The organism is Methylococcus capsulatus str. Texas = ATCC 19069 (genome assembly GCF_000424685.1).
GTDB classification, from domain to species: domain Bacteria; phylum Pseudomonadota; class Gammaproteobacteria; order Methylococcales; family Methylococcaceae; genus Methylococcus; species Methylococcus capsulatus.
The window spans coordinates 58,515-72,976 of record NZ_AUKJ01000005.1; the positions used below are offsets into that span (position 1 = coordinate 58,515).

Sequence of the window (14,462 nt, forward strand, 5' to 3'; positions counted from 1 at the left end):
TAGAGCCATGACAGAGGCAACTCACGAAGAATACGCCATCCATGACGAGCACTTCGCCCACGGCCATCACGATGAACACGATCATCACGGTCCGGCCAAGGGCTTCATGCGCTGGGTATTCACGACCAACCACAAGGATATCGGCACGCTTTACCTGGTGACCGCCCTGATCATGTTCCTGGTCGGCGGTGCGATGGCGCTGGTGATTCGCGCCGAACTGTTCGAGCCGGGCATGCAGTACGTCGATCCTGCGTTCTTCAACCAGATGACCACGCTGCACGCCCTGATCATGGTGTTCGGCGCCGTGATGCCGGCGTTTGTCGGCTTCGCCAACTGGATGATCCCGATGATGATCGGTGCGCCCGATATGGCCCTGCCGCGCATGAACAACTGGAGCTTCTGGATCCTGCCGTTCGCGTTTACCCTGTTGGCCAGTACGCTGTTCATGGAAGGCGGCGCACCAGCGGCAGGTTGGACGCTCTATCCGCCGCTGGTACTCCAGGGCGGCGCCCACCTGCCGTTCGCCATCTTCTCGGTTCATCTGCTGGGCATGTCGTCGATCATGGGCGCGATCAACATCATCGTGACCGTGTTCAACATGCGCGCTCCCGGCATGACCCTGATGAAGCTGCCGCTGTTCGTGTGGACCTGGGTCATCACGGCCTTCCTGCTGATCGCCGTCATGCCGGTGTTCGCGGGTGCCGTGACCATGCTGCTCACCGACAAGTTCTTCGGCACCAGCTTCTTCAATGCGGCCGGTGGCGGTGATCCCGTCCTCTACCAGCATTTGTTCTGGTTTTTCGGGCATCCGGAAGTCTACATCATGATCCTGCCGTCCTTCGGCGTGATCTCGACCATCATTCCGACTTTCGCGCGCAAGCCTTTGTTCGGCTATTCCTCGATGGTGTATGCGACCGCGTCGATCGGTTTCCTGTCCTTCATCGTATGGGCACATCACCAGTACACCGTGGGTATGCCGCTGGCGGGCGAGCTGTACTTCACCTACGCCACCATGCTGATCGCCGTGCCGACCGGGGTGAAGGTGTTCAACTGGGTCGCCACGATGTGGAAGGGCGCGATGACTTTCGAAACACCGATGTTGTTCGCCATCGCGTTCGTGGTTCTGTTCACCATGGGTGGTTTCACCGGCCTGATGATGTCCATTTCGCCGGCCGACCTGCAGTATCACGACACCTATTTCATCGTGGCGCACTTCCACTACGTGCTGGTGCCGGGTGCGGTGTTCGCGCTGTTCGCGGGAACCTACTACTGGTTGCCGAAGTGGACCGGCCACATGTATGACGAAAAGCTCGGCAAGCTGCACTTCTGGTTGTCGACCGTGTCGGTCAACGTCCTGTTCTTCCCGCAGCATTTCCTGGGCTTGGCCGGCATGCCGCGCCGTATCCCCGACTACGCGGTACAGTTCGCCGAGTTCAACGCGATGTCGAGCGTGGGAGCCTTCATCTTCGGGTTCTCCCAGTTGATCTTCGTGTGGGTCGTCATCAAGGCGATCCGCGGGGGCGAGAAGGCGACGGACGAGGTGTGGGAGGGCGCGAGCGAGCACGGTCTGGAATGGACTCTGCCCTCGCCGCCGCCGTATCACACCTGGACCACCGCTCCGGACATCAAATGACCGGTATTAAACACGGGCCCGCCTTCGGGCGGGCCCAAAACGGCAAGGTCCATGGACTTACGTAAGAAAAACCTGATCCTGACGGGGGTCATCGTCCTCATCGTGATCGGGCTGTATCTTTTCTCCATCTATAAAGTGATTTCGTCGTCTTCGCCGTCGTGAGCCACCAGGAAACCGACAAGAGGAAACACGGGCGCCTCGTCTGGGGCATCGTCTTCGTCGCATTGGCGATGTTCGGTTTCGGATTCGCCTTGGCCCCTTTTTACAGCCTGTTCTGCGAAATCACCGGCCTGAATGGAAAGGTGCGCACCGAAGCGGTCGATGAGGTTGCCTATGACGTCGATGTTTCACGCGAGATTACGATCGAATTCGTCACCGAGCTGAACGAACGTATGCCGTTGGCCTTCAGCGTGGAGACGCCCAAGATGAAGATTCATCCGGGGCAGTATTACACCGTGAAGTTTTACGGCGAGAACCTGACGGACAGGCCGATGTTGGGTCGGGCCATACCGAGCATCACGCCAGGGACTGCCACGGCGTACCTGAAAAAGACCGAGTGCTTCTGTTTTTCGGAACAGAGGTTTGAACCGCACCAGCGCCGGGAGATGCCGGTCCGTTTCGTCATCGATCCGGGTCTGCCGAAGGACATCAAGGAAATGGCGCTTTCGTACACCTTTTTCGATATTTCCGATACCCAGAAAGACTAAAGCTGAACCTTCTTCGAATTTCATCAGGGGATTTACATGGCGACTAGCGCAGCTTCCTACTACATTCCGCACAAGGCGACCTGGCCTATCGTCGGTTCCATCGGTTTGACCAGCCTGCTGGCGGGCTTTGCGAACTACCTGAACGGTCTCTCCATCGGGCCGACCATGATGATTCTCGGCGCCGGCATCCTCGTGACCATGCTGGTGGGCTGGTTCGGTACGGTGATTCACGAAAGCGTCGCCGGCATCTACAGCGACCAGGTCGACCATTCGTTTCGCTGGGGGATGATCTGGTTCATCACCTCGGAAGTGTTCTTTTTCTCTGCTTTCTTCGGCGCGTTGTATTACGCCCGGATCTACGCGTTGCCCTGGCTCGGCGGCGAGGGAGAGCTGGGCGTGACCAACGAAATCCTCTGGAAGGGATTCGACGCCGTTTGGCCGAGCAACGGTCCAGGCAAGGTCGGCGGCGAATTCGAGCCGATGGAGGCCTGGGGCATTCCCGCGCTGAATACCCTGATCCTCCTGACCAGCGGCGGCACCGTCACCTGGGCGCACTGGGGGTTGTTGGCGGGCAATCGGGGGCAACTCGTCAAGGGACTGATCGCCACCGTGGCGCTGGGCTTTCTCTTCGTCATCCTGCAGGCTTTCGAGTACCACGAAGCCTACACAGAGATGGGCCTGACCCTCGGTTCCGGGATTTACGGCTCGACGTTTTTCATGCTGACCGGGTTTCACGGCCTGCACGTCACGATCGGCGCGATCATCCTGACGGTCGTGCTGTTCCGCAGCATCCGCGGTCATTTCAGCGCAGAGCACCATTTCGCTTTCGAAGCCGCCGCGTGGTATTGGCACTTCGTCGACGTAGTCTGGCTCGGACTGTTCGTCTTCGTGTACTGGCTCTGAGCGGGCCGACCCTATAAAAAACGCTGCTTCGGCAGCGTTTTTTTGGACTTCTGCGACCAAGTGTCGGGAACCGGGTAGCCCGAAGGACGCGCCGTGGTCGATATGGGCGACCGGTTCCGATGGAGTTGAGCGCAGCTGGAGCGGTATCTCGGGTGACGTGCGACCAGGGATGTATGCATCCCCCACCTTGGACACTCGGCGTACCGCCCGCAGTTTTTTTGACACGGATTTGCGGCTCATGCGGCCTTTTGGGCATTTTTTGCCTCCGTGAGGTGGTTTTTCCGTGGATCGCTTTGATCGGGGGGGGTGAACCGCCCCGCTTCGTTGCCATGCGGGCCGATGAGGTCGGATTGGTGTGACATGGGCGTGATCAAAAGTCGCGGAGCGAATGCCGAATCGCCCTCTCCCTTGGGGAGAGGGCCGGGGCGAGGGAAACCGTCATTGCCATCGGAATCTGCAACGGCATGGGGCACCGATGGTCAGAAATACCCTTCCTTCTTCTTTTCTTCCATGGACCCGGCCTGGTCGTGGTCGATGAGCCGGCCCTGGCGCTCGGAGGTCCTGGTCAGCAGCATTTCCTGGATGATCTCCGGCAACGTGGCGGCGTCGGATTCGATGGCGCCGGGATTAAGTCCGTAAACTGCTGTAAATCGGGTGGGGGGTAGCCACCGCTTCGGATCGGTAAATTGACGGTGTCGAATCGTTGATCAACCGATAGGAGGAAGCGATGTTAGCGTAAGCAAGGAATTGCTGCCTGGGGTGCCGGGCAGCCCAGACGGACCGGCGAAACTGGTGGAGGCGGTGCTGAACCAGATTCTGGAGGCGCAGGTCAGCGAGGCGCCACGAGCGGTCGGAGGAGCGCACGGGCTACCGCAACGGTCATCGGCCACGCACGCTTTACACGCGGGTGGGGGCGGTGACGCTCCTGGTGCCGCAGACGCGGGACGGCAGCTTCTCGACCGACATTTTCAAGTGCTACCAGCGGAGCGAACAGGCCTTCGTCCTGGCGCTGATGGAAAGGGTCGTGCAGGGCGTTTCGACGCGTAAGGTGGCGGCGATCACGGAAGAGCTGTGCGGGGCGAGTTTCTCGAAATCGACGGTCAGCAGCCTGTGTGCCGGACTCGATGTCCGAGTCCGGGCCTTCAACGAACGGCGGCTGGAAAGCGAGTACCCGTTCGTGCTGGTCGATGCCCTGTTAATCCAGAGCCGGCAGGAAGACCGCGTTCTGATGCGCACCGTGCTGGTCGTCAGCGGAGTGAGGAGCGACGGCTACCGGGAAATCCTCGGCGTGAGGATCGGTGACAGCGAGAGCTTCGCCACCTGGGACGAGACCTTCCGCTGGCTGAGGGGGCGCGGTCTCAAGGGTGTGGCCTTCGTGATCCCGGATCAGCACGGCGGCCTGCGGGAGGCGGTGGCCAGGCGCTTCCACGACGCGACCTGGCAGCGCTGCCAGGTGCATCTGATGCGCAACCTCCTGGGCAATTGCAGTTCGAAGATCCGTGCCGAAGCCGCGGCGGCTGCCAAAGTGGTCTTTCAGGCGGCCGATTTGCCCGAAGCACGGCGCCGGCTGGCCGAGTTCGGTGAGCGCTTTCCAAGAGCGCACCCAAGGCGGTGGCGTGCCTGGAAGCCGGGTTCGAGGCCGCCATGGCGGTGATGGCCTTGCCGGAGAAATATCGCAAACGGTTGCGGACGACGAACATGCAGGAGCGGCTCAACGAAGAAATTAGCCGCCGCGAGCGCGTCATCCGCAGCTTCCCGAACGACGATTCGGCCCTGCGGCTGATCGGCGCCTTGCTGGCCAAGCAGAACGAGACCTGGCCGGAACGAAGGTGTCTGGACATGCAGGAGTATCACGAATGGGCGGCCGCCTGCGCCGCCGCCCGGGAAGGCAAGGACGTCGTTGCCCTCCCGGGCTGAAACCCAATCGTCATCAACCGGCTCGGAGCGGATTTACAGCAAATATTGGACTTGACCGAAGACGCAAGGGCTGAGGTATTCGAGTACATCGAGGCCTACTACAACCGCCAACGGCGCCATTCGACCCTCAACTACCTGTCACCCTGTGACTTCGAAGTCCGAATGGCCGTTTAGTGAGGTCAGACGTCCACGAAAGGGTTCCAAGATCATCGGGCGGCGGTCTTGCCTGCCGCGTTACCGGAACAGATTTGACGGAGCTCTGCTAGAAACCCATCGGCCCTACTGAAGGGGGTAGGTCAAGGTTCTATGTCCTCCAAAAGAATTACGCTTAGGTTTGACAGGGAGCGATTTCTAGACTAGAAATACAACCTAAGCTTGTTCAAGGTGTTGCCTTAAAATAGGGTTGGAGGACCTTAGCCGGGGGGTAGAGATGCGCTGTACGAAACGCGTGCAACGATTTCTGTCGCTGTCAGCGATGGAACGCAGTCTTTTCATTCAGGCCCTGTTTTTAATATTGCTATTCCGCGTGGCGTTACCCGTGGTTCGTTTTCGGCGAGCGTGGGCCTGCCTGGCCGGAATGGCTTCAATTCGACCTGAGGACATGAAGCGGCGCATTGTAATTCAGCCAGAAAAAACGGGAGCAGCGCTCGTTCGCGCTAGTCGATGTGTTCCAGGCGCTACCTGTCTGATGCAGGCTTTAGCGGGGGTTTTGATGCTGAGGCGACAAGGTCACATTGCCGAACTCTGTATTGGAGTAGCAAAGCCAAATGGCGAATTTGGCGCTCATGCCTGGGTAGAGTGCGGCGGTCGCCAAGTGGTTGGAACTAAAGCGGATTTCACTACCTTATACGTATTGAAATGACAAGGATGGCCTGATGAGCGGGATCATAGGGATTTGTTATCAGAATGGGCGCCCGATCGACCGCACTGAGCTGGAGCGTATAACGGATTCGATCGCTCATCGGGGCCCGGATGGCTCCGGCATCTGGCTGGAGGGTGGCGTCGGTCTGGGGCATCGAATGCTCTGGACTACTCCAGAGTCGCTGAAGGAACAACTGCCTCTCGTCAGTTCGAGGGGCGATTTTGTCATTACCGCGGATGCTCGAATCGACAACCGCGAGGACCTTGCCCACCAGCTCGATCTTCCCCTATCTGTAAATATACCCGACAGCGCGCTGATCCTGGCGGCCTACGAGGCATGGGGCGAAAATTGTCCGGAGAAGCTCGTTGGAGATTTCTCGTTCGCTATCTGGGACAAGAGGAAACGCACGCTCTTCGCCGCCCGCGATCGGATCGGTATCAAGCCGTTCTATTATCACTATAGGGAAGGCATTGTGTTCGCCTTCGCTTCCGAAATCGCCCCGCTGTTTCATGCGGTGGATCTGGAAAAGCTGCCTAACCAGGACGCTATTCGGGAAATTCTCGCTACCTTCGCGACAGCCCACGAACGCACCTTGTTCAAGGATGTCCAGCGCTTGCCGCCGGGTTCCATCCTGATGCTGCGTGACGGAAACCTTGGCGTGCGCCGGTATTGGGAACCTAGTACGGAAAAGCGGAGACGTAAGCTGGATCTTGCGGGCCATATCGAGGAATTCCGCCATCTCTTCAGCGAGGCAGTCAGGGCGCAGACTCGCAGCGCCTATCCCATCGGATGCCTGTTGGGGGGGGGGGCTGGATGCCGCCTCCGTACTCTGTGTCGCCGCCCGCCTTGTCCCGGACAGGACGCGGCTGAGCAGTTATTCCATGGTCTTCGACCGCTTGCCTTGCGACGAGCGTGAATTCATCGAGCCGACGGTCCAGCAGGCCGGCGTCGAGAGCGTCTTCACCATTGCGGACGCGGCGCCTGTTGATGGTTGGGAGGGTCTGCGGGCTTGTCATGAATCGCTTCCGGGCTGGCCGGTCCAAGGGCTGCCGATACAGTCCCTCTGGCCCCTGCTGGATGAAGCCAGGACTCGAGGGGTGAGGGTCATGCTCACCGGGGTTGGCGGTGACGCCGTGATCCAGGGCAGCCCCTATTACCTGGCCGACCTGCTGACCTCGGGGCGCTGGTTCACCTTGGCGAAGGAATTGAAACGGTATCGTTTCTCGCCCCACGTGCTCTGGTTCTGGGTGATGGAAGCCATGCTGCCTGAATGGGCCTGCAAACTGGGAAGACTGTTCAAGGATCGGGTACGAGGACCATCGGATGCTTCGTTTTACTTCGGCAGCAAGGAGCAGGTCGCCTGGATGGAAGGACAGCAGTTGCCACGCAAGGGTTTCCCATCGGCCAGCGCCTGGCAGGAAGCAAGCGTTGTGGTCAATCCAACGATCAGCCTGGCTTTTGAAGGGGGTTGGGAGGTGCTGGGCCAACGTGGCGGCCTGGAGTTTCGCCATCCTTTCTATGATGCCAGACTGGTGGAGTTTCTTCTGTCGATTCCGTCGGAGGAGAAAAGGCGGCAGGGCACGACCAAATATCTGCTGCGCGAGGCGATGAAAAACGTATTGCCGGAAGCTTTACGGCTGCGCAAGGGCAAGGCGGAATTCTCGCCCATGATCGCCTCATGGCTCGATTCCATGGCATTCGATCCGGGCTCCCTCACCCTCACCCGGAGCGGAGTGATTGCAGCAAGCAGGGTGGCAAAGGTGACGGCGCGCCGCGCCGCCCAACCCTCGCCGTTGAGTGCGCTGGTTTTGTGGCAACTGGCGGTGCTGGAAACCTGGTATCGCCTTCATTTCAAACCTATATAAGGAGACTAACCATGAACGCATCCGAACAACATGACGATATTCGCATTGGCGAAAATGCGCCGAGAAAGCCATACATATCGCCAGTGCTGAGTGAATATGGCAATATGACTACCCTGACGCAAGGGGCATTAGCTCTTTCTGTTATAACACCGCTGACCGCTACCTTGGTCGATATATGATAACGGTCCTCTTATAGCCTGTCGTCCATGCATTTTTCTGCCTATGGGGCTCATATAGAGTCCGAAATTGCGCTGACAGGCTTACCTAGTTGCTTTGGTAAGTCGGTCAGCGTAATAAAGGTCAAATCGGGTTGCGTTCACCGCGCCCCTTCGGAGCCGAAAGGCACAGGAGAATTACCCAGGGGATGGGTCAATATTACCTGTATGGGAGGCGATGATCCCGTATTTCATATCGACGACGTAGGAGAGTTCCATCTTTGCCTCAAGGAGTCCGGGATTTGCTGTCGACTGATGCCGGGAACCTCCCTGGAGAGGGTGCGGTATTGGCTAATGCACTATCTGGTCCCGGTTTACCTGTTGCTGGATCCCCGATTCGATTTTTTGCACGGCTCCGCGGTCGATGTTGGGGGTGGGGCTGTGGCGTTTCTCGCCGACGCCATGGGGGGGGAAGTCTACGCTGGCCGATTTCTTCGTCCGGCAGGGCCATGCTCTGCTGACCGACGATCATCTGGGTATCGTTCGAGAGGGGGTCTTCTTGGCGGTGCCCAGCGTGCCTTTCGTCCGTCCGTACCGGGAGTTCGAGGATCTCGGTAATCCGGTCGAGCGATTCGCTGCCCAGCCCCTGCCGCTGCGGGCAATCTATCTGCTTGAACTGGCCGAAGGCCCCGCGCGGATAGCGCCGCTCGCGGGACTGCCGGTGGCCGTAGCGCTCGCGAGAAACCGCCGGTTGATGGTTACCAACACGTATATGGATTTGGCGAAAGTCCGCTTTTCCCGTCTCGCTGAGTTGGCCGCCACGGTTCCCGTGGCCAAACTCCGTGTCCCGCGCGACCTGTCGCGTTTGCCGGAAGTGTACGCAACCGTGCTGGCTCACCTTGGAGAACCCCGTGATTCGCTATGACCTCATTGGTTTGTCATACACGCGAACCTGCCCGCTGACCTGTGGGCACTGCATTACTGAGTCCTCGCCCCATGTCAAGGGTAAGATGCAAATAGAACAGGTGAGCGAATACTTGAAGGTAATTCCCCCATTCGCCTCTGGTGTTTGCTTTACGGGGGGCGAGCCGTTTCTATATTACCAAGATATTCTGGAACTCGTTCTCCAGGCGAAGGACTTGGGGCTCAAAACATCACTAGTCACCGGCGCCGGCTGGGTGCGCGGCGAATCTTCGACACGAGCGCGCATCAAGGCGCTGGCGGAGGCGGGGCTGGGGCATATCTGTATCTCCTGGGACCAGTATCATGAGGAGTTTTCAGCGCGGGATCGGCCCCTGCGGCTGGCGCGTCTCGCAATCGAAGCCGGAATGGGCGTCGCCGTGCGCGTCGTGACCAGCACGGAGGAGCAAAAGGAGGCCTATCATGCCCTATTCGATGGTCTGCCCGTCTATTTGCAGTATCAAGCCCCCGTTAAAGTGGGACGGGCTGCGTCGCTGCCGGCGGAGCATTTCACTTTCGTGGCTGAACCACCTGCCGGTGTTTGCAACGTTATTCTCACGCCCGTCATCGAAGCGGATGGCACCGTCTATGCGTGTTGCGGGCCTTCGTATTATGCTGGGAAGTCGTCGCCCTTGCGGCTGGGCAATACCTTCGAAGAACCGCTGGAGGACATCCTAGCGCGTGCTCGGGAGGATGCGCTTCTGGAGTTGATTCTCAATGCAGGGCCGCATGGCCTTTATCAACTGCTCAAGGAGCATCCCGTGGGGCAGGAACGCTTCAAGGCTCGCCCAGCCTATACGGGCATCTGCGAGCTGTGCATGGACATAACCAACGATCCCGAACTGGTGGCCGCGGCACGCGAGCGGCTCGCGGATCTCGATGCCCAGCGCTTGCGCGTGGCGGCCCGGTTATGGATGAAACACAAGCTGAGACCAGAAATCCGGAAGAAACAAACCACCATGAAACAAACGGAGCCGGAAACATGACGGAGGAAACGGGGTTGTCGAACTACAGGACTATTGCGATACCGGAACCGGTGGTTTTCGAGAAAGTCGGCGAGGAAACGGTCTTGCTGAACCTCGACACTGGATTCTATTTCGGGCTCAATCCCGTGGGCAGTCGCATGTGGGAACTGCTCGTCGCCACGAAAAACCCCGCCAGCGTACTGGCCTCCATGCGCGAGGAGTACGACGTGGATGACGACGTGCTCGAACGGGATCTGGCGAATCTGATCCGCGATCTAGCAGAGAAAAAGCTCATCGAACTCGAATAGGGTTTGCTCCGGTTACTGACGAGCTTTACGGCACCGAAGAAGGCGGCCATGCGAGATCCAGGGATTGGCGAGGTCGTGGATGGGGCTTCAACGTCACCGTTGCTTGGGTTTGCGATGAGAGTCTCCCCGCTACGACGGCAAGCCCCGACCGCCAGAGACGTGGCCGCTTCGATACTTTACGAGTACCAGCTGGGCGAGCTGGGCAGGCAGTTTGCGACGGTTGGGCTGGCGCCGGTTGTCGTCAAGGGACAGGCCATCGTCGATCTCGCTTTTCCGAAGGAAGAGATTCGTTTGGCGGGTGACGTGGACCTTTTGGTGGGCGACGAGGCTGAGGCCGTCGTTGATGTTTTGACGGGATTGGGTTATGAGGAAATCCCACCGCGTTCTACGCATTTCCGTTCCGAAGATCGCAGCTTTGTTCAGCAAGGAAAGCGATTGCCGAAGTTGGTCGAACTTCATCAATGCCTCGACAAGGTTCTCTTACGCCCGATTCCATACGATGAGATCCTTGCCCGCGCGAAACCTTCCGGACGACCCGGTTTCCGCTATCCAGAAATAGAAGACTTGTTCCTATTGGTCGTCCTGCACGCGAGCGCAGACATTTTCTTCGATCAGGCGAGGGTCGAGCGCGATTTGTGGTTTCTCTTGAATCACGGGAGGCCCGACATGGCTGCCGTCTGGTCACGAGCCCAGCAATGGGAATTGTCGCGTGCGCTTCGCCGGTTGTTGAAAGGACATTATCCGGCAGCCAAGAACAAGCCACCCGGTCCGTTTGTTTATCTGGCCAATCAAGCACTATGGCATGACAGCTTTCTTACCGTTTTGCGCGGAGTGGCGAAGTATTCGTACGCTCGCCTGCTGGATCGCCTGTACCCTTGAAATTTGATGTGAGTCCCGCTAACGCTTCGTTGGGTGGGACGGTGAGCACGTGGTTTCCGGTCAGAGATATCGCCGATGTTTGATCGCTCCCGCCTGCATCGGCTCTGGCAGGTCCGCCGGTCCGTGCAGCTCGTCTGGAAAAGCAGCCCGAAGTCGACGCTGATACATGGGGGATTGATGTTGGTCCTGGGGCTTCTGCCTGTGGCGGGCCTTTACTTGGTCAAGCTCATTATCGACACCGTAACCGCGCAGGAAGCGCCTGAGTGGGAAAGCATCGGGGGCTTGCTTGCCGCAGCTTTGAGCATTGCGGTACTCACCGACTGGCTCCGTGCCTTGGATGCGCATGTCAGTGAGATCCAGTCTCAGCAGGTCACCGATCATGTGCATGACTTGCTTCACAAGCAGGCGATTAGGTTGGACCTCGGCTATTATGAAAATCCCGAATTCCAGGACAATTTGCACCGTGCGCAGACCGAGGCGCCTTATCGACCGGCTTTGATCATCGACCGGCTCATCAGTCTTTTGCAGAATGCCGTTTCCTTGGGTGCAATCGCATTGCTGCTGCTGGCGTTTCATTGGGAGTTGACCCTTGGCCTGTTTCTTTTCATGTTGCCCATCCTTTTCGTCCGGATGCGCCATGCGCGACTTCAGCATCGGCATTGGCAGAGTTGGACCGCTCGGCAACGTCAGGCGTACTATTTGAGCCAATTGCTGAATTTCCAGGACCATGCCAAGGAGGTAAGGCTATTCGGGCTAGGGAACCATCTTCACCAACGGTTTATGGACTTGCGGAAGTCGATTCGTCAGGACCGCCTGGCGTTATCGCGCGATCGGACCAAAGGAGAGGTGCTTACTCAAGGCTGCGCATCCTTGGGTGTTTACGGCGCACTTGCTTTTCTCGCTTATCAAACCATGGTGCGAGCCATCAGCATCGGCGACATGGTGGTCTATTATCAGGCGTTGCAGCGAGGTCAAGCGTTATTGCGGGATTTATTCGCCAGCGCCGCCGGTCTTTACGAGAACGCGCTGTTCCTGGCGAATTTTTACGACTTTCTATTGCTGGAACCGCGGGTGAAAGAACCGGAAGTGCCCTGCGTGATTCCGCAGCCGCTGCGAGGTGAGATTCGCTTTGAATGCGTCAGGTTCGACTATCCGCACGGAACGCGTCCGGTATTGAAAGCGGTGGACATGACGATTTCTGCGGGGGAAAAAGTGGCTTTGGTCGGCAAGAACGGTGCCGGCAAGACTACACTGGTTAAACTGTTATGCCGGTTGTACGATCCTACGGAAGGTCGAATCACAGTAGATGGTATCGATCTTCGTAATTTCTCAAGCGAAGAGTGGCGAAAGCAAATCGGCGTGGTTTTCCAGGATTTCGGCCGTTATCAATTTACCGTCAGGGAGAACATTGGGTTTGGCGACCTTGTTGCTCGGAATCTACCTGGACGAATCGAACAAGCGGCCCGGCTTAGCGGAGCGGATGGATTCATAGCGGGTCTCCCTCACGGCTATGACTCGCTACTCGGTACATTGTTTGCCGGCGGAGAGGAACTGAGTATCGGCCAGTGGCAACAGATCGCGATCGCTCGGGCAGCCTTGCGATCGGCACCCATCATCATCTTGGACGAACCGACCAGCGCACTGGATCCGGAAGCCGAAGCCCAGGTGTTGGAGCGGTTCCGGCAGATAGCGGAGGGACGGACCGCGATTTTGATCAGTCACAGGTTGTCTACGGTGTGTATGGCGGACCGTATTTTCGTGCTCGATGACGGCAGGGTTTGCGAGTCTGGAACGCATACAGAACTGCTCGGTCTCAATGGCGTTTATGCGGGGATGTTCCATTCTCAGGCGCGACACTATCGAACCGTGCAAGAGTGAGATTCTTTGGCTTGCAGCCGCTGATTGGCAATTCAATGCAGCCGATTGGGGGTTCTCGTACCACGCCGGACATACTGATGAAATTGCGCTGAGTCTTGGAAAAATAGCGGTAGGCGACGTCGATGGTGATGCCCTGCTCGCGCTCGGCCTGCAGGCCGTCGACCAACCGGGCACCTCGAAAAACCGGGAATGAATCGGGTCAAACGAGCAATCCGACGTGATCAGTCGGTCGTCCCGCGATTTTTCCAGTGTCGCCCCTGCCTGGAGGGCTTTTTCCCGCCCGGAACCGCTCCTTCCGGCGTTGCCGGACGGTCGCCGTGCGTCAGAAGGCCACCACTCCGCACGCCTTGAGGCTGCACAGGCGACGTGGGTTGTAGGGTAATCCTCCCGGAATTAGGGGAGATCAGAAGTAGAGCTATGCGGCCCTGGCCAACCGCTGTTTTGGCGTGATGCCGCCCAAGGCCATGTTTGGGCGTTCGTGATTGTACGTCCACATCCAGCGTGTTGCGAATGCCTGCACTTCATCCAGTGACTCCCAGTCATACTGCGACAGCCATTCATGGCGCACCGTGCGGTTGAATCGCTCCACATACGCGTTCTGCTGCGGTTTGCCCGGCTGGATGTATTCAATCCGGATGCCTTGCCGTGCCGCCCAGGCCTGGACCTTCGCACTGATATTCTCCGGCCCGTTGTCGCAGCGGATCACCCGTGGTCGCCCCCGCCATTCCATCACTTGCTCCAGGGCGCGGATGACGCGCTCGGACGGCAGCGAGAAGTCCACCTCCATCCCTAGCGACGCGCGGTTGAAGTCATCGATCACATTGAACAACCTGAACTTCCTTCCATCTGCACGCTGATCATGCATGAAGTCCATCGACCAGACTTGGTTGATCCGTGTCCGGCACCGTGAGCGGTTCAGGCTTGTCCCGTTTCAGCCGTTTCCTCGGCTCGATGCGAAGATTCAGTTCCAGTTCGCGGCATATCCGGTACACCCGTTTGTGGTTCCATCCGAATCCTTTCACGTTGCGCAAATACAGGAAGCACAGCCCGAATCCCCAGTTGCGGTGATTATCCGTCAGCCGCAGCAGCCAGTCGGCGATTTCTTCGTTCTCGGCATTGCGCTTGGCGCTGTACCGATAACAGGTTCCGCTGACCTGAAATGTCGCGCAGGCAAGGCGGATTGACACCCTGTGCCCGCTGACAGCACGCTTGGCCATCTCACGGAGGTGAGATGGCCTCACCACTTTTTTGAAATCGCCTCCTGAAGAATGCCGGCCTTCAGGCGCTCCTCCGCGTACATCTTCTTCAGCCGGGCATTCTCGGCTTCCAGTTCCTTCATCCGGGCCATCATCGACACGTCCAGGCCGCCATGCTTCGCTCGCCACTTGTAAAACGTCGCCGTGCTGATCCCCAATTCCCGGCACGACGCC

General features: G+C 58.4%; 12 protein-coding genes and 4 pseudogenes. 14 read left to right on the top strand and 2 right to left on the bottom strand.

The annotated features are described in order from the left end of the window. Positions 1-7: 7 nt before the first annotated feature. The 3 genes from ctaD to H156_RS0101135 all read left to right on the top strand — a co-directional run bounded on the left by ctaD (position 8) and on the right by H156_RS0101135 (position 3,243). The gene (ctaD, locus tag H156_RS0101120) at positions 8-1,633 is read left to right on the top strand and encodes a cytochrome c oxidase subunit I (RefSeq protein WP_010960200.1); all 1,626 of its coding nucleotides are present in this window, start codon (positions 8-10) and stop codon (positions 1,631-1,633) included. A gap of 158 nt (positions 1,634-1,791) precedes the next feature. After that, entirely contained in the window at positions 1,792-2,340 is a 549-nt protein-coding gene (locus tag H156_RS0101130) for a cytochrome c oxidase assembly protein (RefSeq protein ID WP_010960202.1), read from the top strand. A gap of 36 nt (positions 2,341-2,376) precedes the next feature. Then, entirely contained in the window at positions 2,377-3,243 is an 867-nt protein-coding gene (locus H156_RS0101135) for a cytochrome c oxidase subunit 3 (RefSeq protein WP_017364871.1), read from the top strand. A 479-nt stretch (positions 3,244-3,722) separates the two neighbouring features. On the opposite strand, the pseudogene H156_RS17710 reads toward H156_RS0101135, so the two are convergent. Next, positions 3,723-3,866: pseudogene (locus H156_RS17710) on the bottom strand (sulfate adenylyltransferase subunit CysD); the annotation flags it as partial. A 91-nt stretch (positions 3,867-3,957) separates the two neighbouring features. On the opposite strand from H156_RS17710, the pseudogene H156_RS15620 reads away from it, so the two are divergent. From H156_RS15620 to H156_RS0101185, 11 genes and pseudogenes are all read left to right on the top strand, one after another. Next, a pseudogene (locus H156_RS15620) lies at positions 3,958-5,160 on the top strand (IS256 family transposase). A gap of 63 nt (positions 5,161-5,223) precedes the next feature. After that, positions 5,224-5,334 (top strand): annotated as a pseudogene (locus H156_RS16560) (IS3 family transposase); the annotation flags it as partial. Between the two features lie 301 nt (positions 5,335-5,635). Continuing rightward, on the top strand, positions 5,636-6,022 hold the full coding sequence (locus tag H156_RS17745) for a lasso peptide biosynthesis B2 protein (RefSeq protein ID WP_428829179.1): 387 nt from the start codon (positions 5,636-5,638) through the stop codon (positions 6,020-6,022). 13 nt (positions 6,023-6,035) lie between these two features. Next, complete coding sequence (locus H156_RS0101155) at positions 6,036-6,938, top strand: hypothetical protein (RefSeq protein WP_026045777.1); 903 nt, start codon at positions 6,036-6,038, stop codon at positions 6,936-6,938. Next, positions 6,832-7,887: an asparagine synthase-related protein gene (locus H156_RS17190; protein ID WP_238536773.1), complete on the top strand. Its 1,056-nt coding sequence runs from the start codon at positions 6,832-6,834 to the stop codon at positions 7,885-7,887. The genes H156_RS0101155 and H156_RS17190 overlap by 107 nt, the downstream gene beginning before the upstream one ends. Positions 7,888-7,898: 11 nt before the next feature. Then, positions 7,899-8,066: a hypothetical protein gene (locus H156_RS16895; RefSeq protein ID WP_154656621.1), complete on the top strand. Its 168-nt coding sequence runs from the start codon at positions 7,899-7,901 to the stop codon at positions 8,064-8,066. A gap of 409 nt (positions 8,067-8,475) precedes the next feature. After that, positions 8,476-8,967 carry a hypothetical protein gene (locus H156_RS0101165; protein WP_154656622.1) on the top strand — a complete coding sequence of 164 codons (492 nt, stop codon included), beginning with the start codon at positions 8,476-8,478 and terminating at the stop codon, positions 8,965-8,967. Then, positions 8,954-9,988, top strand: a complete 1,035-nt coding sequence (locus H156_RS0101170; RefSeq protein WP_010960206.1) for a radical SAM/SPASM domain-containing protein — start codon at positions 8,954-8,956, stop codon at positions 9,986-9,988. Before H156_RS0101165 ends, H156_RS0101170 begins: the two co-directional genes overlap by 14 nt. Beyond that, positions 9,985-10,275 (top strand): PqqD family protein, encoded by a 291-nt coding sequence (locus tag H156_RS0101175; RefSeq protein ID WP_010960207.1) that lies wholly within the window; start codon positions 9,985-9,987, stop codon positions 10,273-10,275. The genes H156_RS0101170 and H156_RS0101175 overlap by 4 nt, the downstream gene beginning before the upstream one ends. A gap of 159 nt (positions 10,276-10,434) precedes the next feature. Then, on the top strand, positions 10,435-11,154 hold the full coding sequence (locus H156_RS0101180; RefSeq protein WP_161625727.1) for a nucleotidyltransferase family protein: 720 nt from the start codon (positions 10,435-10,437) through the stop codon (positions 11,152-11,154). Positions 11,155-11,229: 75 nt separating this feature from the next. After that, positions 11,230-13,032 (top strand): ABC transporter ATP-binding protein, encoded by a 1,803-nt coding sequence (locus tag H156_RS0101185; RefSeq protein ID WP_017364131.1) that lies wholly within the window; start codon positions 11,230-11,232, stop codon positions 13,030-13,032. 415 nt (positions 13,033-13,447) lie between these two features. Here H156_RS0101185 and H156_RS15625 read toward each other — a convergent pair. Further along, positions 13,448-14,462, bottom strand: a pseudogene (locus tag H156_RS15625) (IS3 family transposase); the annotation flags it as partial.